The organism is Aeromonas sp. 25-248, assembly GCF_053005425.1.
The window spans coordinates 83,665-103,763 of sequence record NZ_JBRKTB010000001.1 but is presented as its reverse complement, the minus strand read 5'-3'; the positions used below and the strand labels follow the sequence as shown (position 1 = coordinate 103,763).

The following is a 20,099-nucleotide window of genomic DNA, read 5'->3' as shown; positions in this document are numbered from 1 at the left end:
CGATGGCATGGCCCGTCCGCTCTTCGCCCAGCAAAACGGTGTTTAAACACCCTTAAACAGTACCGGCACCCCCTGCTGTTGCAGTAACCCACCATAAACCCCACCCCTCGCTCACCTCCCTGACACTGGCACCAGTGATTTTTGCTGTGACCAGCCGGAGTGAGAGTGATGCCCCCATCTGCGATTGCCGTGGCCATCTTGAATGCCAGACCCACCACCCTGGGGCTGGCCGTGCTCGATGCGCAGCTTACCCAGCAGGATGACGGTTGGTATCAACTGCTGCCGGTCGGCCCGTTCAAGGCCAGGGATGGCCGCCCCTTCGATGTGCCTGGTGGTCACTGGCAGCTCGACAAGACCATCGCCACTACCCTGATCAACCGGGCCAAGGCACTCGGCCAAGACATCCTCATCGACTACGACCACCAGACCCTCAATGTCGAAAAGACGGGCAAGGAAGCCCCGGCGGCCGGTTGGTACAACGGCGACGAAATCGAGTGGCGCGAGGGGGAGGGACTCTTTATCAAACCCCGCTGGACCGAGCGGGCCGCCGCCCTGGTTGCTGCCAAAGAGTATCGCTTCCTCTCTGCCGTCTTCCCCTATGACGCCCAGGGCCGCCCCCTGGAGCTGCGCATGACCGCCATCACCAACGATCCCGGGGTGGTGGGTATGCAGGCGCTGGCGGCCTTGAGTGCCCAACTGATTCAACCCGGCCAGCCGGCCACCTTCACCAAGGAGAACTCCATGAATGAACTGCTGAAAAAGCTGCTGGCCAAGCTCGGTATCGAGCTGACCGGTGACCCGACCGACGAGCAACTGCAGAAGGCGCTCACCGAGCTCGATAGCCTGCAGGCCAGCGCCAAGAAGGCGCCGGAGCTGGAGGCCGCGCTCTCGGCCGAGAAAACCGCTCTGGCCGCCCTCAAGGCACAGATGACGTCAGTACAACAAGGAGCCCAGGTTGACCTGGCGCAATTCGTGCCGGTGGCGACCTACAACGCCCTAGTCACCCAGGTGGCGGCCCTGACCGCCCAGGTGGACACCACCGATGCCGCGACCCTCATCAAGGAGGCCCGCACCGCAGGCAAGGTGGTGGCGGCCGAAGAGGAGTACCTGACCGCCTACGCCGCCCAGAAGGGGGTGGCCGCCCTCAAGGCCCTGCTGGAGCCGCGCCCGGCCATCGCCGCGCTCACGGCGAGCCAGACCGCCGCCGTCACCCTGCCGGAGAAAAAGGGGGAGGCCGTGCTCTCGGCCGAAGACAAGTACGCCGCCGACCAGCTCGGCATCAGCCACGAGGACTTTGCCAAGGCCAAGGCCTGAGCAAGCCCCGCTTCACGCGAAGGCAGTTCCGTTTAACCAGAGAAGGAATAGACCATGGCCATGATTACCCCCGCGCTGCTGCAGTCCCTCTTCACCGGCTTCAAGAAGAACTTTGAAGACGCCAAGAGCGAGGCGCCGACCCAGTACACCAAGATCGCCACCGTGATCAAATCGACCACCAAGTCCAACACCTATGGCTGGCTCGGCAAGTTCCCGAGCTTGCGCAAGTGGGTCGGGGATCGGGTGATCGAGTCGATGAAGACCCACGGTTACCAGATCGTCAACGAAGACTTCGAAGCCACCGTGGCCGTCGATCGCAACGATATCGCGGATGACGAGCTGGGCATCTATGCCCCGCTGTTCGCCGAGATGGGGCGCTCGGCCGGGGTACATCCCGACGAGCTCTGCTTCGGCCTCCTAGGCGCCGGTTTCACCACACCCTGCTACGACGCCCAGTATTTCTTCGATACCGATCACCCTGTCTATCCCAAGGTCGATGGCACCGGCACCCCGGCGCTGGTGGCCAACCTGGTGGTGGATGGCGCCTATACCGGCGAGCCCTGGTTCCTGCTCGATACCAGCCGCGCCCTCAAGCCGATCATCTTCCAGGATCGCAAGTCCCCCGAGCTCATCGCCATGACCAAGATCGACGACGAGGCGGTGTTCACCCGCAAGGAGTTCCGCTACGGGGTGGACTGCCGTGATGCCGCCGGTTTCGGCTTCTGGCAGTTGGCGTTCGCCAACAAACGGGCGCTGACCCCCGACAACCTGTGGGATGCCTACAGCCGGATGCGGGAATTCCAGGCCGATGGCGGCCGCAAGCTCGGCATCAAGCCGACCCTGTTGGTGGTGCCGCCCGCCCTGGAGAAGTTGGCGACCAAGATGCTGGAGCGCGAGCTGGAAAGCAGCTCCAGCAACGAGCTCAAGGGCAAGCTGGAACTGGTGGTGGCTGACTACCTGTAAGCGACACCGAGCTGTTTAACGGCGGGGTGAAGCGAGCGCAGTGTGGGCGTTTAACCCCCGTTTAAACCGGATCCTGGATTGAACGAGACAGAGGGAAACATGAGATGGAACACGAGATGGAACAGGCTATTCGCGTTGGCATCACATCAACGGTTCGTCAGGTCTATTTTCGCGCGGGCCTGGCGATTGCACCTGGCAAGTCTGAGCTGGCTGTGTCGCCTGTGCAGTGCGAGACCCTGGAGGCCGATCCGCGCCTGGTGGTCACCCGCCTGGGTCAAGACGTCGCCCCTGCGACGGCTGATGCACCGCAGACGGGCCGGGATCTGGACGCAGCAGTGGGCGGCCTGACTGGCTCGGGCTATCTGGCGGGCGTCGCCACGCTGGATGGCAAGGTCATCCCGTTGGTCGAGATGAAGGTCGATGAGCTGCGCGAACTGGCCGTGGAGATGGCGATCCCGGGCGCCGCCAGCATGAAGAAGGCCGAGCTGGCGGCTGCCATTGCGGCGACCGAGGTGCAATACCCGGTCAAGGACGAGGCTGGCACTACCACCGAGCCGCCTGCCGATCCCGTAACCGAGGGCGCCTGAGATGTACGCCAGCGTCAGCGACATGGTGACCCGCTTTGGCGAGGCGGAGCTATTGCGCCTCGCCATGACCCCGGCCGGCGAGCTGGATGAAGCGGCGATCACCGTCGCCCTGCAGGACGCCAGCGCCCTGATCGATGGCTACCTGGCGGGACGCTACCCGTTGCCGCTGGCCCATGTCCCGAGCGCCCTGGTCCCCATCTGCGCCGACATTGCCCGCCACCGCCTCTATGGCGAGCAGGCGCCGGAGCAGATTGCCAAACGCAATGAGGCGGCCCTGGCCTTCCTCAAGTCGGTGGGCAAGGGGGAGCTGGCGCTGGGGCTGGCGGCCGACGGCGAGCAGGTGGAGAGCCTGAACCTGGCTCAGTTGCAGTCCGATGGCCGGGTCTTTGGCCGGGGAACTGGGGGCTTCCTATGAGTGCCCCCACGCCTGAACTCGACTACCTGGCTGCGGGGGAGCGGCTGCGCGAGCTGCTGCTGCCTTTGAAGACCCGGGGGCTCAAGGAGGTGTTTGTGGCCACCGACCTGGAGGCGGTGGCCAACCTGGGGCAGCACACCCCGGCCATCCATGTGATTTACCAGGGAGAGCGAGAGAGCGAGACCAGCCAAAGCGGGCGGCAAAGCGCGTTCGATCAGGTTTGGCTGCTGGTGTTGGTGCATAGAGCCACCCCCAAGGAAGCCAGCGCCGGGGTGTGGCTGGGACGCATGTTGCAGGCCGTGGCCGGTCGGGCCTGCGGTGACAGTACCTTTCGGCGTGAAAGCGCACCGGTCAAGCCGAGTTACAAGGGTGGGGTGGTCTATCTGCCCCTTGCCTTCAAGACGACAGTGAAATTCAAGGGAGAACGGTCATGAGCGAAACACTGCACCTGGAAGGGGATCTCTATATCGAGACCTTCACCAACAACGTCTCGAACGGGGTGATCGGCCCGGTGGACGTCAACAGCCTGGAAGTCAAACCGGACAGCGAGAAGATCAGTATCCCGAGCAAGCGCAAGCACAAGCTGGGCCAGGCGCGGGAGAGCTACTTCGTGGCCAAGCCTGCTACGGTCAATATCAAGACCAGCGAGATCCCGCCTGTGCTGCTGGCCGCCGCCTTTATGGGGCTGGAGAGCCCCATCAACCAGGGGGCGGGGACGCTGACCGAGGTGCCGGTGACCCTGTTGGCGCACCCCAAATGGGTGAGCCTGGGCAAGACCAACCTCTCGGCCACCGGCCTGGTGGTGAAGGAGGGGACCACCTCTTTGGTGCTCGGTACCGATTTTGAGATCAACTATGCCCTGGGGCTGCTTCGGGCCACCAAGGCGGGGGCGGTGGCAGACGGTGGGCCCGTGACCGTCAGTGCCAGCTATAACGCCATCACCGGCACCCGCATCGCCGGCAACGTGCAACCGGAGGTGAAGGCGAAGCTGACCCTGGATGGGCGCAGTGTCATCAGTGGGGAATCCATCCTGCTGACGGTACCTCGCGCCAGCTTGTCCCCCAAGAAGGCGGTGGACTTCCTGAGCGACAAGCCCATCGAGATCGAGCTGGAAGGGGAGCTGCTGGCGCTGGACGGCGAGGATGCGCCTTTCTATGTGGATCGGCCGGAGACGGTGTGACAGATATGAGAACGGCGGGGAGACCCGCCGCCCTACATGAGCATTGCTTATTTGATCAATGCTTGGTGAATTAGATGCATACCAATATGCCACGCCGAGCGATGATGAGTGATATTGAAAGGCTCATCCTCTGCAGGATCTATCAAGTCAGAATCACCATTTGGTTTAAACGTGAAGCCACCGACCTCAACAGATTTTTCCTCGGGGTATGTTTCTAATGAATAGCAGCGGACTATACCAATATTTCTGTTCGGTTCTTCCTTTCTAATTACTGTTGAAAAAATAAGCCGTAGTGAGATACCAACGAAATTTATTTCAATAGTAGAGGTGTCAGGAATGCGTCTTACCGAAAGTCCTTTCATTTCTGAGTTTGGTGATCCAAAAGCATGCTCAAGATTTTCAGCAAACTCGGAATACTTGGCAGTCAGAGTAATATGTTGTCTAGATGTAGTTATCAGTGCAGTACGCAGTTCGTCTTCAGTCAACATTATTTCATCCTTAATTATTAGTTGGTAGTGTGATTACTTCCCAGAGCGTGACTCAAGTTGAGTTTCTAGAGATGATATGCTCCCATATGCCCAGACAATATGTTGGTCGCTTTCATGGCCGTTTGTCGTGTCATAATCAATAGCTGCACAGATGTGCCAGCAAGCTTGGGAAACCTTTTCTAGGGTGTAGCCATCAAATTCCTCTTCGACAGCATCAAACTCTGCTTGGATTGATTTTGTCGCAGCATACACAGCTGCTTTTTCAAAACCGGTATCTGCCTGTGAGGCCAGTTTAGCTAATTCCTTTAAGCGCACTGCTAATATTTTGGGGTCGTTCATATAAAGTTCCTTGTGAGGTCATAGATTAGAGTATCGAGTCCAAATTGAACCTACGGCTCTTATGCCATAATAGTTAGGGACGCTTGACCTCGATAAGCCAAGGATCAGGCTTGAAGTTCTTTCTGTTGATAGTGTTTGGCATTGACCGAAAGCGTTTTAAAAAACGTCCAGAAATTACTTCTATCTCATCAATATCAATGTTTTCGCCATCGATTTCACGATATGGATCTGGGTGGTTTTTTACTAAATATTCAAAACCAATTATTTTGCCATTGTCACCATAGTCAACATTTGCGTAATGCCATAGGTCCTTAACATGAAGAAAGTGATTTCTCATATCAAAAATCCGAAGAGCATCCTTCACAAATTGATGCTTACTATTCAGCTTGTATTTAAAATCAGAAAGAAGCAGCGGTGCTAGTTCCATCCTTTCTTCTACTCTCATAAAGAGAAATGGTTTTAAGCGTTGAGAGTAGTCTGTTCCAAGTCTTCGGTGTAAGTACTCAACAAAGCAGTTGTTCAACAGTCCTTCCATATGCGCACATACGGCTGCTATGTAGTAAGGAGGTAGTACTTGTAAAGGGTCACGACCCTCAACGATCATCTCCCGTAAGTATTTTGCAGCATTACGGGCAGAGAATGTGCCACTACTTGAACGTATTGGTTCAACCTTTTTAGGCATGGAGTCGCTCGCTCGAATCTAACCATTTCTCATACAGTGTTTGTAGTCGGGCCACAGGGCCTTCAGTTCAATTTGCGCAGCGTAATCGAACGTTCATGGTCTTCCTGTGACATGCCTCTGTAATTCGCCATAAACCCTCCCATCTTGCCATCTCTTTACCATGGGGCATATCTGAATCTGATCGGAATGCCCCATGCCCACCTCTTCCACTCTCAAACTCGCCCTGGAGCTGGCGGCCAAGGTCACCGGCCGCGAGGACCTGGCCGCGTTGGCGGGGCAGGTGCAGGAGCTGGGCCCTATCTCAGATGAGACGGCCGCCGAGACCGAACGGTTGGCGCAGACGCTTGAAACCCTGACTCAGCAGCAGGAGCTGATCAATCAGTTCGAGGCCAGCGGCCGCGCCCTGACCCAGCTCGAACTGGCCACCATACTCTCCCGGGATAAGTTGGCCGAATTGCGCCGCGAGCAGCAGGGGGCGGCAGGTAGCGCCCGCCAACTCACCGACCAGGAGCGACTGCTGGCCTCCGAGGTCAAGCAACTGGAGCGCCAACTGGTCGCCCAGGCGGCCAGCCATAGTCGCCTGCATGCAGGTCTCTCCCAAGCTGGGATCGATACCCGCAACCTTGCCCAAGAACAGAACAGACTGCAGCGGGAGCTGCGGGGCAGCGCGGCCCAGACCGAGCGGCTGGGGCGCTCCCTGGTGCAGGGAGCGCAAGGCGCTGGCGGCTTCCAGGGGGCCATCGGTAGCCTGACCGGCCGCCTGGTGGCCATGGCCGGTACCTGGTTCGGTATCCAGACCCTCACCACCCAACTGATGGCCATGTTCCAGACCGGCGATCAGGCCGAGCGGCTCAATGTACAGCTCAAGGCGGTGATGGGGTCGATTGCCGGCGGCAAAGAGGCCTCTGCCTGGATACAGGACTTCGCCAAGAACACCCCGCTGCAGCTCGACGAGGTGACCCAGGTCTTCGTGCGCCTCAAGGCCTTTGGCATCGACCCCATGAACGGCGCCATGCAGGGCATCGTCGATCAGGCCTACAAGCTCGGCGGCGGCTTTGAGGAGGTGCAGGGTATCTCCCTGGCGCTGGGCCAAGCCTGGGCCAAGCAGAAGCTGCAGGGGGAGGAGATCCTGCAGCTTATCGAGCGCGGTGTGCCGGTGTGGCAACTGCTGGAGCAGGTCACCGGCAAGAATACCGCCGAACTGCAGAAGCTCTCGGAAGCGGGAAAACTCGGCCGGGACACCATCCAGGCCCTGATGAACGAGATCGCCGCCCAGTCGAGCGGGGCAGCGGCCAACAACATGAGCCTGCTCTCGGGGCTTATCTCCAACGCCCAGGACAACCTGGCCAAGTTCTACCGCATGGTGGCGGAGAACGGGGCGCTGACCTGGCTCAAGAACCAACTGGCCAGCCTCAACCGTGAGTTCGACCAGATGGCCCAGGATGGCCGCCTGCAGGCGTGGGCCCAGCGCCTCTCCGACGGCATCGTCGGGCTTGGGGAGTCCATCAAGGCCTTCATCCAGACCGTCTATGCCTGGCGCGATGCTTTGCTGGTGATGGCTCAGGCCTGGTATGGCCTGAAAATCGCGGGCTGGATTGCCGATCTGCGCGGCCTCTACGGCCAGTTCATCGCCCTGCCTGCGGCGACGGCCACGGCAGCAGGGGGAATGACCACGGCAGGCACGGCAGCGGCCGGGGCGGCGATCGGCGTGTGGGCGCTGGGCATGGCCATCAGGGCTGTGCTGGCTGCCGTGACGGTGGAATCCATCATCCAGATCACCCAGTTCGCCAACGCACTGCGCCAGCTGGTGCTGGCGGAGTTGGCGCTGCGAGAGGCGCAGGCCCAGCGCTCGCAAACCCAGGCCCAGCTCAATGGCCAACTGGCAGCCCTCTCTGCCGAGCTGGGGTTGGCCATCACCAGCGTGGCAGACCTCGATCGCCTGGTCGCCGAAGGCAAGGTGCATTACGACGAGGCCACCGGCAGCTGGCGAGCAGGGGCAGCCGCCGTTAAGGCGTTGGGCGATGAAGCCAAGCAGACCCGCGACTATCTTGCCGAAATCAACACGGTGGCCAAGCAGACGGCGGCGGATGGTCCGGCAAAGCTGGCCAGGGCATTTGATGAGCTGGGGCTGGACTTCGAGCGGGCTAATGGTCGTATCGGCGCCAGTTTCCAGAATACGCTCGGCGCCCTGGATACCCTGGTGCAATACACCGGATCCAGTTCGGCAGCCTGTGAAGAAGCCCTGGCGGCGGCGTTCAACCAGGCGAAGAACAAGGCCGAGATCGATGCGGTGATCGAGCGTATGCAGGCAATGGCCAAGCAGGGCCAGCTCACCGGGGATGGCATCACCCGCTCGATGGCCATCGCTGCCGACGCCATGAGCAAGGTGAAGGGGGGCAGCGGCGATGCCAAACAGGCGGTGGCGGCGATCGGCGATGGTTTCGACACGGCGGCCGCCAAGGCCAAGAGTGCCACCGATGCCATGCGCTCCGGCCTTCGCGGCGTACAGAAAGAGGCGGAGCAGACCGGTAATGCTGTGGCCTCTGCAGGTGGTGGGGGCGGTGCCGGTGGGGGCCGAGGGGACGTGACCCGCACCGTGGGCGCCGGCTCGTTCTTCTACAAGACCGTGGACATCAACAACCTGCGCGGCAATGCCGATGCCCTGGCCAACACCCTCGCAGGCGTGGAAGAGGAGCTGGCCCGCTACAGCCAGAAGGTCAGGGACATCCCTGCCTATAGCGAGTGGAGCAAGTGGTACGCAGAGAAGTTCCAGAAGGAGATGGAGGCCATGCGCACCAAGCTCCAGCAGGAACTGAGCAAAGCCCAGGCCAAGGAAGCAGAGAAAGCGCAGACCACCACCTCGGCTGCCAGTCAAGCCGGGCCATCTTCCCAAACCTCGTTCACCCAGGGGCAGCCCCAGCGGATCATCATCGAGCTGAGATCAGGCACCGCCCGGGCCGAAATTCAGGCCGATGAGGCCAATGCTGCCGCCCTTATCAACCTCCTTAAACAGCAAGGATTGCGCTCATGAACGTCACCTTAAACGGGCTGTTCCTGCCCGATGATCTCGTTTGGCGCGACGAGTTCGATTGGTCGCCCGTCGAGCAGGTTGTCACGCCGACACTCTCTGGTGCTCTTCTGGTCGAGGAAACGGCCACGCCGGAGGGACGCCCCATCACCCTAGTGGGCCATGCCCCCCGCGCCACGGTGCTCTTGCTTAAAGCGCTGGAGGCCCAGGTGGCCCAGCTGATGACCCTCACTTTGCTCGATGGGAAGCAGCGTGAGGTGGTCTGGCGTCGGCCCGGCATCGTGGCCACCCCCCTGATCGAGATGGCTGACCCCGAGGCGGGTGAGCCCTATGCCCTGACTCTTAACTTCACCGAGGTGATCCGATGACCATTCTTTCCGGCGACATCAAGCTGCTGGGCAGCCAGCGGCTGACGGATACCCCCGATGGTGGCGGCCGGGTAACCGGCCACGAAATCGTCAGCGGCGAGCACAACAGTCTGTTTCCCGATGTCAGCGATCTCGACCGCGCCTATGGGGTGGTCAACCTGCGCAAGGCGTTTCTGGCAGTACAGACCGACGACACCGACACCTATTACGGTGCCAACACCACCGTGCTGTTGCCGCCGAGCGACCCCAACGTGGGCCTGTGCCTGATGAGCACCAAAGACCACCACGACACCCGGGACGCTGCCCGCGACGTGCTGGAGCGCTACCTGGCCCGTGGGCCCAAGTGGCGCGGCTTCCTGTACGACACCCAGCTGGAAGGGCAGCGGGCGATCCGCTTCTTCCAGCGCGTCGAAGTGCGCCTGCCGGAGGTGGGGGAGACCCTGGTGCTGGTCGGCAACGAGGGCAAGGCCGGCGAGTTTGAGCAGTATGTGCGGGTGCTGGAGGTGACCCAGCAACTGGCCAAGTTCCAGATCCCCGGGGTGCCCGAGTTCACCCGCAACGTGGTGACCTGCAAGCTGGCGGATCCGCTGCGCTACACCTTCGAGGGGGAGCAACCGACCCCCTATGACGTGGTGACCAACGCCAAGACCGCCCTGCGCGAAACCGTGGTGGCCGATGCGTCCAACTACTTCGCCACCACCAAGCTGGCGGAAAATGCGGCCTTTGGGGCCATGCAGGTGAAGGCCAAGACCATCTTCACCCAGCTGGTGCCGGCGGCCAGGAGCGAAACCCCGGCGGTGGATCTGACGGCGGCCGGCGAGCTGGCCAGCCTGGTGGATTCCGGCCAGGGTCTGGTCAGCTTCTCGACCGTGGCCAGCATAGCCCCGAGCCGGGGCCTGTTCCTCGGCAGCGGCGCCAAGCCGGGCAGCCTGACCATCACCATCGGCGCCGCCACCATCACCGACAAGGGCGGCGAGTTGGTGGTGGCGGGCTCGGTCATCGGCTCCATCGACTATGGCCGTGGCCAGCTGGAGTTCAACGCCCAGTGCCCGAACTACGGCGGCGCCAGCAAGAGCGTCAGTTTCTGGCCTGCAGCCAGGCCGTCGCGCATCGCCGACACGGCCCAGATCGAGATCAAGGCCAACAACCGGGGCTATGCCTACACCATCACCCTGATGCCGACCCCGGCGCCGGGCACCCTGACGGTGTCGTTCATGGCGCAAGGGAAATGGTACGACTTGAAGGACAACGGCAAGGGCGAGTTGTTCGGGGCGGACAGATCCTATGGGTCCGGTGTGGTCAACCTGGCCACCGGCTCGGTCATGCTGACCCTGGGGGCGCTGCCGGACGTGGACACCTCCATCCTGTTCAGCTGGGCCACCCCGGTCAACTACACCAACCGCAGCAACCAGCCCATCAGCATCAGCAAGAGCGCCTGGCAGCTGCCCCACACCGGCATCACCCCCAAGAGCCTGATATTGACCTGGGGCGCGGGCAAGACCGCCAACGATGCGGTGGGGGATGGGCGGATCCGGGGCGACATCACCGGCACCATCAACTATGCCGAGGGGGTGATCATCCTCGATCACATCACCCTGCCGGCGCTGGGCCAGGAGTACGTGGCCCAGTACCAGTACGGCGAACCGGTGACCGAGCGCCACGTTGAGCCGGGGCGCCTTTCTACCCCTGGTCAGGTGGGGCACCTCTCCATCACCCTGGATGGGGCGGGGGGCGGGGCCACCAACCTGACCCCAGGCTCGGTGCACGTCAAGTTCAACGCGCTCTACCACAAGTTTGATGTGGACGATCAGCAGCTGGTGATCGAGACCCGCGACCCCATCATCACCCTGCGCGATAACGGCCAGGGCCAGCTCATCGACGCCAGCGGCAACGTCTTGGGGGCCATCAACTACAGCGCCGGCACCCTGCACTTTATGCCGGACGGCAGCGCGCCCTTGCCCAAGCCGACCTACGCCTGGGTGACCGTGGGCACCCGTTGGGAGGGCAACAACCAGATCGCGGTGCAGCGCTGGACCATGACCGGGATCCAGTACCACAACACCGCCTACACCTTCCCCGATGGCGAGGGGGGCTGGGTCGATGTCACCTACCGCAACAACAACAGCGCCCAGGCGCAAAACGCGACCCTGACTGCCCAGGCGCTGCGTATCGACGTGACCCCCGGCTTTGCCGAGGCGATCCTGGAGGGCTCGATGCGCTTCACCTTAGGGGGGAGCACCTACGTTGACCGCCAGGGGCTGCTCTATCGCAACCCGGACCCGGAGACCGGCGCCGGCATTCAGGCGGGCACCATCGACTACAGCAACGGGCTGGCGGTGCTGGCCGACTGGGCGGCGGGGCAGGCGGCCCAGCCGGCGCTGCAGTCCCTTGCCACCTCGTTCAGCGCCCAGTCGGTGGATGCGGTCACCTTCCGCACCCCGGGCGCCCCGGTGGCCCCGGGCAGCCTCTATCTCGCGGCCAACACCGCGAGCGGGCGCCGCATCGAGGCGACGGCGGACGGGGACGGCTATTTCACCACCACCGACATGGACGGGCGGGTGAACTACCAGACCGGGGTGGTGTGGGTGCGCTTTGGCCGCAAGGTCACGGCCGCCGGCAACGAGGCCCAACCCTGGTATGACGCCGAGGCGGTGGGGGAGGATGGCAAGATCTGGCGCCCGCTCAGCGTGGTGGCCGACACCATCCGCTTTAACTGCGTGGTGTTCAGCTATCTGCCGCTCGATGCCGACATCATAGGTCTGGATCCGGTGCGGTTGCCGTCCGATGGCCGGGTGCCCTTCATCCGCACCGGCAACATCGTGGTGGTGCACAGCACCCGCAAGTCGGCATTCCCCATGGGGGTCAGTGCCGGGCAGCAGCTCAACACCGGCCGCGAACGGTTGGCTCATGCCCATGTGGAGGACAAGGACGGCAAGCAACTCGCCCCGGCGCTCTACAGCGTCAACCTGGACAGCGGCGTGGTGACCCTGGCCAGCCCCCTGAACCTGACCGGTTATACCGAACCCCTCTACGTGGTGCACCGCATCGAGGACATGAGCCTGGTCAGCGACGTGGAGATCTCGGGTAGGCTCACCCTGGCCAGACCGCTGTCTCACGCCTATGACGCCGCCGACACCCTAGTGTCCAGTGCGCTCATCATCGGCGACTTGTGGGCGCGCTATACCGGGCTGTTCGATCAGAAGAGTTGGACCAATGTCTGGTCTGATTACCTCATCGGCGACCAGTCCACCGCGCAGTACAACGACACCGACTACCCGATCCAGGTCACCAACCGCGCCACCCTGCAGGAGCGCTGGGCCATCATCTTCAACTCCCCAACCAACTTCGTGCTGGTCGGGGAGCATGTGGGCCAGATAGCGGTGGGGGACGTGAACACGGACTTGGCCCCCATCAACCCCAACAACGGCCAGCCCTATTTCCGGCTGGATCACCGTGGCTGGGGGGCGGGCTGGTCGAGTGGCAACGTGCTGCGCTTCACCACCCAGGCGGCGGCGTACCCGCTCTGGGTGATCCGCACCATCCTGCAGTCGGTGGCGGCGCAAGAGACCGACAAGTTCGAGCTACAGCTGCGCGGCAACGTCAACCGTTAACCGGGTGGGGCAATCTGCCCCGCTCCAACCAATCAGGAGAACACCATGGCTTTTCCGGTGAAATGGTATAGCAATGCGATGCAAGGGGCGCCCAGCCTGGGGGACACCAGCGCCGGGGCCCTGGCGGCCCTGCTCAAGGCGGTACTGGTGACCGGGTTTGGCACCCTCACCATCAATGCCCTGGTGTGGGATGCCACCGAGGGGGCCGCCAAGGCCACCATTTCTGGCGGTCACGCCTACCTGCAGGACTCGGTGGTCGAGGTGAGCGGCGCCAGCCCTGCCGCCTACAACGGCGAGCACAGGGTCAAGAAGGTGAGCAGCACAGAGGTCTGGTTTGAACTGGACGGGGGCAACCCGGGCAGTGCCGGCAGCGGCACCATGTCGATGAAGGTGGCTCCCCTCGGCTGGACCCAGACCCACGAGAGCGGTGACGGCATGGTGGCCATCTACCGGCCAACCAACGTCAGCGAGTCGGGGAACGTGAGCCTGCGGGTAGATAATACGGCGTTTTCTGGCTGGGCAGGGACAACCTACAAAGGCTACTTGGCCAAAGTAGCCATGGTCGAGGATGTGGTGGATATTAACACTTACACCCTGATTTATGAGCATCGTTGGCCGGCGACCAAAGCGTATAGCACCGGCAACTGGGATTTGATAGGTGATCCCCAGTTGTTCTATTTCTTACCGGCATACGGCATTCTGAATCGTCAAGCGCTGTACGCTTTTGGATATATCAATAGCATTCGCCCAGGCGACCGTTACCATGCCATTTTAATCCATTATGCCTCTACCTCTGCCAATGCCGACACGCGTTCATGGGAATATAATATTTCCTCTAACGGCAACTATTACAACGAAGGCCTGGCTTTTGACGCCACCACTTTCAGAGTCATTGCTCGATCTTACTCGCAGTTGTTCGGGACTTCAGGGTTCTGGTTAAAAGGGTTGTTTCCCCGCTTCGGCACTGGGATGAACACCCCTAATGGGCCGGATAATGGGTTTTACATGAGCGGGGATCCTTGCATGGTGATGGAGACTGGCAACCATCTGCGCGGATACCTACCCGGCTTGATATGCCCGTTTGCCACGGTGACGGATTGGCATCGTAAGAACTTTGCCGCCCTACCTGCCTTGAATGGCAAGTTAGCGCGTTTCCTGCTGGCCACTTATACCGCCAACGGAACAATTGCACCTACCATGGCGGGGTTCGATCTGACCGGCCCCTGGAGGTAATCATGGCTGATGATCTGCCCTATACGGCGACAGTGGTTCGCATCACGGCCATACCTGCCAACCAAGAGACTCGTGCCCAGTTCCAACCACAGGATGTGGCTTGGCGTGGCAGCCCTGGCCATGTCTATGCCGGGCCCATGCCGGCCGTGGACGTGACGACCGACCCGCTCTGTCAGGGCCAGGATCTGAACTGGGTCAGGGACGGCACCCAGAATGTGCTGCAGGGCTACATCGAGAGCACGGTCACCATCGACGGCGAGGGGGTCCGGCGCCGGGTGCTCTGCCTCGACCAGGCGGGCAACCTTATCGGGGAGACCTACAGCCGGGCCAGTGATGGCAAGTACCGGTTCGATCTGCTCTGGCTCAACCGCCGTTACATGCTGGTTGCCCAGGACGATCCCGCCTTCGGCCCCGCCGATTACAACGCGGTGGCGGCCGACTACCAGCTCGCCGCCCCCTACGCCCCCGGTGAGGGGGTTGGCCTGGTATGACCGGGCTGCATGACCTGCGGAGGTTGATATGCTCGTTTTCTCTGATGCCCTGCGCACCAGCCGCGCCCAGCTGCTGGCGGCTGCCATCGACGAGGGGAGCGCGGGCGCCGCGACCCTCAAGATCTACACCGGCCCGAGACCTGCCCCCGGGGCGGCCATCACCACCCAGGTGCTGTTGGTGGCGCTGCAGTTCCCCCACCCCTGCGCCCAGAGCGTGACGGGCGGGGTGCTGACCCTTAAGCCGCTGGCCGAGCAGATGGCGACCGCCAGCGGGATCCATGCTTGGGGACGCATCGCCAACCGGGACGGCGACTTTGTGGCGGATCTGGAGGTGGGGCCGCCCGGCCTCGGTGCCGACATCGAGATCCCCGCCACCGAGCTGTTCACCGGCGCCATGGTGCGCATCAACAGCGCCACCATCACAGAACCCTAATCGCTCCTCCTGAGCCCCGAGGTCAGCATGGCCAGAACAGACGCCCGGCTTGAACTGCGCAAGGCCCGCAAGACCAGCGCCGCCCTGGAGCTGAACCCGCTCTTGGTGGTGCGCTATGAGGCAGTGTTGCAGGGCACCAGCCTGCCGCCCAGCCTGGCCTGTTCGCCTGGACTGGTGTTGCCCGCCCTGCTGCAAGGGCAGAGCGCCGCGCCGGTGCTGGCCACCTCGGCCGGTCTGGTTCACCCAGGTCACCTGAGCGCTGAACTGGCGGCGCCGGTGCCCGTCGTCAGCGCCACCGTGGTCATCGAGGCGACCCTGGCCAGCACCACCAGGGCGGTGCTGCACGACTTTGAAGCGGGCTATGACATCAACGTGTTCAGGGGCCCCAGCCACACCAGCGCCGGGGATTGGGACAGGGCCGCCCTGGTGACCACGGCGGTGGCCAGCGACTGGCAACGGCCCGCCTTGACCCCCGCGACCTGTTCAGGTGACTGGCAGGAGGCCGGGGCCCTGATGGCGGTGGTGGTGGATCTCAGTGAACAACTGCCGTGCCACCATGAGCCGGTGCGGGGGCTGTTTGACGAGGCCCTGCCGCTTAACGCGAGCCATGGCCAGGGATTCGACAGCCTGCCGCCAGGCCATGCCGTCACCCGCTCGCTCTGGGTCGAGGGTGCGCCGGTCAGCCGCTGGCAGGTGAGCGGGTATCGCAACCCGCCGCGCCAGGACAAGGTCTGGCAGGCAGACCGCTGGCAGCAGGGTGCCCCGCAAGGATTCACCCTGAGCGGCCAGCAGTGGCAGCTCGGCCTGCCCCTGCACAAGGGCTGGCTGGAGCGGTGGGAGGAGGCGATGCAGCCCCCCTGGGGGACCAGTCCGCCCCCCAAGCCGCCCATCAAGCCGGAGCGGCCAGACAAACGCACTAAGGCGCTGGTGTTTGGCCGACAACGGGGGGATGCCTCCCTGGAGTTTGTTTGGTTCGGGCAGGCCCACATCGTTATTCCAACCCGGAGGGTTTACCTGGTGAGCAACGCAGCAAGCATTGTGCGGGTCAGGGATGGGACAGACATTCCCGCCACCTCGCTGAGCATCGAGCTCGATACCGATTCCTGGGCCTGGCAGTTCACGGCCCAGATCCCCCGCATCGCGGCAGCCGAGATGACGGACGAGGAGGAGGTAAGCATCTTCGTCAACGGCCAGCAGTGGGATTGTGTGTGCGATGGCTGGCAATCAAGCCAGAGCTTTGCCCGTGAGTCGGCGACCCTCACCGGGCGCTCTCGCACGGCCTATTTGTCACCGACCCATGTCTTACCCCAGGCTGTGAGCGAGATCGGTGCAGCGACCATAGCCCAGCTCGCAGAGGCGCTGCTGCCGTTCGGCTGGACCCTGGACTGGCAGGCGCCGGATTGGCTGGTACCTGGCGGCTTCTTCAGCCTCGATAGCCAGACTCCCATCGAGGCGATCAAGTACCTGGCCGAGGCGGCGGGTGGGTTCGTGTTGCCGCACCAGCGCGATCGGCACCTGGTCATCAAGCCGCGCTATCCGACCGTGCCCTGGCAGATCGATGGAGCGCTGGCCGACGTGGCCATCCCCCGCGCCATCATCACGACGCTGGGCAGCGACTTCCAGCCGGGACTGCCGGCGAACGGCATCTATGTCAGCGGTGGTCATCAGGGCATCAATGCCCGGGTGCTGCGCCAAGGCACAGCAGGGGAGCGGCAGGCTTCGGCCATCACCCACCCGCTGGTGTGCGATGTGGTGGCGGCCCGCGCCCAAGGTGTGGTGGGGCTAGCCAAGACTATGCCGAAGCGCACCCAGACCATCCAGCTGCCATTGTCTGCCGATACGGGGCTTATTCTGCCCGGGGCGTTGCTCGCGGTGGATGGCTGGAAGGGATACAACCGGGGCGTCAGGGTCTCTGCTGAGCTGCAGAACAAGGCCATGACGGTGCGCCAGCAACTGACGGTGGAGCGATTTGTATGAACCTGTTCAAGCAGTTCCGGGAGCTGATACCCGGTGCCGACCCGCTGCTGGTCGGTACCGTCACCGCAACGACGGGCACTGGCACCACGCTGGAGACCCCGGGCGGGGGCGTGGTGATCGTGCGTGGGGGAGGGGTGGCCATCGGCCAGAAGGCGTTTTACCAGGGAGGCGCCATCATTGGGCCCGCGCCTGATTTACCAACCTATGAAATCGAGGTTTAAACCCCTGTTAAACGTTGGCTTTTTCTGGCGATATGGCAATCAGTGGTTAGGCTTTATTTGTTCAAGGAGGATATCGCTATGAAGAATGTGAAAGGATTCACATTGCTTGAACTGATGATAGCGGTCAGTTTGGGCGTCATTTTACTCGGTATTGGGGCCCCGGCTTTATCCAGCTTGCTCAGCGGAAACGCTCTGCATTTCGAGTCCCGTAACATACTGAAAAACATGAGATTCGCTCGTAGCCAAGCAATTGACAATCAGACGGTAGTGACAGCGTGTTTGGCTGATGCCAACGACAATTGCGTAACGGCAGACCCCTCGCATTTCTTGGTGTTCATTGACGACAATGCAAATGACGTCCTGAACAATGGAGAGCAGGTTTTGGTAAGAAGTGCAGATTTCCCCAGCTCACTGACAGCAACTAACAGCATCACCTCTAGCACTTTCAGCCCGGATGGTACTCGGGATATCGATGATGAAGATGAACATGTCATCAGCCTCTGTATCTCAGGTAATGCACAGGTCAATCTTGTGACGCCGCCAAGTGGCCGAACCCGTCAAGAAACTCAAGCATTCATCTGCCAATAGCATCTTTCATTCTCGGCGGAATCTGCATCGCCGAGAATGATAAATACCATGCTCCAGTCGATGGTCATTTTCTCCGCAAGAATTTCTCATTTTTCGCGGCGGGCTACACCTGCTGCTGCGCCTCGACACCCTGGACGATCGCCCCCTCATCGTGCCACCCCTGGTGCGGGTCAATGCCTATCAGGTGTTGCCGCCGTTGCCTGCCGGCAGCCGCGTCACCCTGGTGACCTCTCTCAAGCCGGCCCATGGCCTGGCCAACGAAGCGGGAATGGATGGGCGACGCCTGCTCCTTGGCAAGGGGATCACCGCCACCGGCAACCTGCGCCGGGTCATCGCCCTGGATGCCGTGCCCCCGGGTGTGCGCGATCGCTGGCTGGCGGCGGCGAGTCGCGCCTGGGAGGGGATGGCGCAGGCCCCCCTGCTGGCGGCCCTCACCTTCGGGGAACAGGGGGGGATCACGGATGCCCAGTGGGAACTCTTTCGCGGCAGCGGCCTGACCCACATCATCGCCATCTCGGGCCAGCATATCGCCCTGGTGGCGGTACTCGGCTGGTGGCTCGGGCGGCTGTTCGGGCTGCGCGGGGCTATCTGCGTGTCACTCCTGTTCGCGGCCACCTACAGCTGCCTGGCGGGGTTTGCGGTGGCCACCGAGCGTGCCCTCATCATGGTGCTGGTGTGGAGCCTGCTGCGCTGGCTAAAGCGGGACTGGCCGAGCCACCGGATCTGGCTGTGGGCCTTTGTGGTGCTGACATTGTGGGACCCTTTCGCCCTCTATTCGGCGGGGTTCTGGCTCTCTTTTCTGGCGGTGGCCCTGCTGTTGCTGGCGAGCCTGTTGCACGATCGCCCCGGCCTGGTGCGGCTGCAACTTCTGCTGCTGCTCGGATTGCTGCCCCTGCAACTGCTGCTGTTCGAGGGGATGGCGCCCCTGGCGTTTCTGCTCAATCTGCTGGCACTGCCGCTGTTCTGCCTTGTCATCATTCCCCTGGCGCTCGTCGGCGTACTGGTGGCGCCCCTCTCCACGTTGCTGGCCTACGGCCTGCTCTGGGTCTCCGCCTTCGGCCTGGAGTGGGTGCTGTGGGGGCTCACGCAGCTGGGGGATCGCCTGCAGCTCTGGTGGCCGGTGCCCGGCTGGCTGATGCCCGCCAGCGCCCTGCTGATCCTGCTGTGGACGGGATGGCATCTGCCGGGAGGGCGCGCCCTGGGGGGGCCGGTGGCGGCGGCCCTGCTGCTCGCCCTCTGGCCTGCTTCCGCTTCCTGGCAGGTGCGGGTGCTGGACGTGGGGCAGGGGCTCTCGGTGCTCGTCACCCGGGGCGAGCGGGCCATCCTGTTTGATACCGGGGATCGCTACCCCGGGGGCTACAACATGGCGGATGCGGCCATCCTGCCCCTGCTCAACCGGCTCGGCATCCGGGTGATCGACACCCTGATCATCAGCCACAGAGACAGGGATCACGCGGGCAACCGGCAGGCTCTGCTGCAGAGCATGGCGGTGCGCCGGGAGCTCTCCTCCTTTCCCTTTACACCGGCTACCCAGGCCTGCCGCCGAGGTCAGCAGTGGCACTGGCAGGGGCTGGATGTGCGGGTGCTCTGGCCCCTGGCTGCCGGGGCGGGGCGCAACAACGACAGTTGCGTGGTGCAGCTGGACGACGGGCGTCATCGGCTGCTGCTGAGCGGCGACATCGAGCAGCAGGCGGAGCGCCGCCTGCTGGCACTGGCGCTGGAGGAGGGTGAGGGAGCTGGGCTGGCCAGCACCCTGCTGGTGAGCCCGCATCATGGCAGTCGCACCTCCTCCACGGCCCCCTTCGTGGCGGCGGTGAAACCTGCCTTCGTGGTGCACAGCGCAGGCTTCATGAACCAGTGGGGCTTTCCCCGCCCCGAGGTGGTGGCGCGATACCAGGGGGCGCGGCAGTGGGTCACGGGGGAGGCGGGCGCCATCCTGATCGAGCCGGGGGACGCTGGACTCAGGATCCGGGCCGAGCGGGAGCAGGGGCCCTGGTACAGGCGTGGCGGCCCCTGGTGGCAGCCGCAGGTATGGGGAAGGGAGTGAGGATCCGGTGAGCCTGCCCGGCAAGGGGCGACCTTCATTTGTGACCCGGGTTGTAGCCATCGCGCCAGCGGCGCTTGGTGTAGCTCCAAGGTTTGGCTAGAATAGCCCGTCATTTCCCTTATTAACGGCTATTC

Annotated in this window: 19 protein-coding genes; 16 read left to right on the top strand and 3 right to left on the bottom strand. The window is 62.7% G+C overall.

Annotated features, from left to right (window positions below; translation table 11 throughout):
* The first annotated feature begins 168 nt into the window (after window positions 1-168).
* The 6 genes from ACVDHI_RS00455 (at window position 169) to ACVDHI_RS00430 (ending at window position 4,459) form a co-directional block, all read left to right on the top strand.
* Window positions 169-1,314, top strand: coding sequence for a phage protease (locus ACVDHI_RS00455; RefSeq protein ID WP_447211565.1), 1,146 nt, complete (start codon window positions 169-171; stop codon window positions 1,312-1,314).
* 54 nt (window positions 1,315-1,368) lie between these two features.
* The gene (locus ACVDHI_RS00450; RefSeq protein ID WP_202014440.1) at window positions 1,369-2,277 is read left to right on the top strand and encodes a Mu-like prophage major head subunit gpT family protein; all 909 of its coding nucleotides are present in this window, start codon (window positions 1,369-1,371) and stop codon (window positions 2,275-2,277) included.
* Window positions 2,278-2,381: 104 nt separating this feature from the next.
* Complete coding sequence (locus ACVDHI_RS00445) at window positions 2,382-2,864, top strand: Rho termination factor N-terminal domain-containing protein (RefSeq protein ID WP_408765193.1); 483 nt, start codon at window positions 2,382-2,384, stop codon at window positions 2,862-2,864.
* A gap of 1 nt (window position 2,865) precedes the next feature.
* Window positions 2,866-3,279, top strand: coding sequence for a gp436 family protein (locus tag ACVDHI_RS00440; protein ID WP_447211564.1), 414 nt, complete (start codon window positions 2,866-2,868; stop codon window positions 3,277-3,279).
* Window positions 3,276-3,713, top strand: coding sequence for a phage tail terminator protein (locus tag ACVDHI_RS00435; RefSeq protein WP_216987522.1), 438 nt, complete (start codon window positions 3,276-3,278; stop codon window positions 3,711-3,713). Before ACVDHI_RS00440 ends, ACVDHI_RS00435 begins: the two co-directional genes overlap by 4 nt.
* Window positions 3,710-4,459 (top strand): phage tail tube protein, encoded by a 750-nt coding sequence (locus ACVDHI_RS00430; RefSeq protein WP_447211563.1) that lies wholly within the window; start codon window positions 3,710-3,712, stop codon window positions 4,457-4,459. Before ACVDHI_RS00435 ends, ACVDHI_RS00430 begins: the two co-directional genes overlap by 4 nt.
* 47 nt (window positions 4,460-4,506) lie before the next feature.
* Here ACVDHI_RS00430 and ACVDHI_RS00425 read toward each other — a convergent pair whose 3' ends face one another.
* The 3 genes from ACVDHI_RS00425 to ACVDHI_RS00415 form a co-directional block, all read right to left on the bottom strand.
* Window positions 4,507-4,947, bottom strand: a complete 441-nt coding sequence (locus tag ACVDHI_RS00425) for a hypothetical protein (RefSeq protein WP_447211562.1) — start codon at window positions 4,945-4,947, stop codon at window positions 4,507-4,509.
* Between the two features lie 33 nt (window positions 4,948-4,980).
* Window positions 4,981-5,286 carry a hypothetical protein gene (locus ACVDHI_RS00420; protein ID WP_447211561.1) on the bottom strand — a complete coding sequence of 102 codons (306 nt, stop codon included), beginning with the start codon at window positions 5,284-5,286 and terminating at the stop codon, window positions 4,981-4,983.
* A gap of 73 nt (window positions 5,287-5,359) precedes the next feature.
* The gene (locus tag ACVDHI_RS00415) at window positions 5,360-5,968 is read right to left on the bottom strand and encodes a hypothetical protein (protein WP_447211560.1); all 609 of its coding nucleotides are present in this window, start codon (window positions 5,966-5,968) and stop codon (window positions 5,360-5,362) included.
* Window positions 5,969-6,161: 193 nt separating this feature from the next.
* Between ACVDHI_RS00415 and ACVDHI_RS00410 the strand changes: the two genes are divergently transcribed.
* The 10 genes from ACVDHI_RS00410 to ACVDHI_RS00365 all read left to right on the top strand — a co-directional run bounded on the left by ACVDHI_RS00410 (window position 6,162) and on the right by ACVDHI_RS00365 (window position 19,965).
* A complete protein-coding gene (locus ACVDHI_RS00410; RefSeq protein ID WP_447211559.1) occupies window positions 6,162-8,999 on the top strand; it encodes a tape measure protein in 2,838 nt (945 codons plus the stop codon).
* Complete coding sequence (locus ACVDHI_RS00405; RefSeq protein WP_447211558.1) at window positions 8,996-9,364, top strand: hypothetical protein; 369 nt, start codon at window positions 8,996-8,998, stop codon at window positions 9,362-9,364. Before ACVDHI_RS00410 ends, ACVDHI_RS00405 begins: the two co-directional genes overlap by 4 nt.
* Complete coding sequence (locus ACVDHI_RS00400; protein WP_447211557.1) at window positions 9,361-12,975, top strand: curculin (mannose-binding) lectin protein; 3,615 nt, start codon at window positions 9,361-9,363, stop codon at window positions 12,973-12,975. Before ACVDHI_RS00405 ends, ACVDHI_RS00400 begins: the two co-directional genes overlap by 4 nt.
* A 45-nt stretch (window positions 12,976-13,020) precedes the next feature.
* Complete coding sequence (locus ACVDHI_RS00395; RefSeq protein WP_319892871.1) at window positions 13,021-14,208, top strand: hypothetical protein; 1,188 nt, start codon at window positions 13,021-13,023, stop codon at window positions 14,206-14,208.
* Between the two features lie 2 nt (window positions 14,209-14,210).
* Window positions 14,211-14,699, top strand: coding sequence for a hypothetical protein (locus tag ACVDHI_RS00390; protein ID WP_319892872.1), 489 nt, complete (start codon window positions 14,211-14,213; stop codon window positions 14,697-14,699).
* 28 nt (window positions 14,700-14,727) lie between these two features.
* On the top strand, window positions 14,728-15,132 hold the full coding sequence (locus ACVDHI_RS00385) for a hypothetical protein (protein WP_447211556.1): 405 nt from the start codon (window positions 14,728-14,730) through the stop codon (window positions 15,130-15,132).
* Window positions 15,133-15,159: 27 nt separating this feature from the next.
* Entirely contained in the window at window positions 15,160-17,109 is a 1,950-nt protein-coding gene (locus tag ACVDHI_RS00380; protein WP_447211555.1) for a hypothetical protein, read from the top strand.
* Window positions 17,106-17,330, top strand: a complete 225-nt coding sequence (locus ACVDHI_RS00375; RefSeq protein ID WP_202014209.1) for a hypothetical protein — start codon at window positions 17,106-17,108, stop codon at window positions 17,328-17,330. Before ACVDHI_RS00380 ends, ACVDHI_RS00375 begins: the two co-directional genes overlap by 4 nt.
* Before the next feature lie 78 nt (window positions 17,331-17,408).
* Window positions 17,409-17,918, top strand: coding sequence for a GspH/FimT family pseudopilin (locus ACVDHI_RS00370; RefSeq protein ID WP_128297275.1), 510 nt, complete (start codon window positions 17,409-17,411; stop codon window positions 17,916-17,918).
* A 151-nt stretch (window positions 17,919-18,069) separates the two neighbouring features.
* On the top strand, window positions 18,070-19,965 hold the full coding sequence (locus ACVDHI_RS00365) for a DNA internalization-related competence protein ComEC/Rec2 (protein WP_447211554.1): 1,896 nt from the start codon (window positions 18,070-18,072) through the stop codon (window positions 19,963-19,965).
* Window positions 19,966-20,099: the final 134 nt, after the last annotated feature.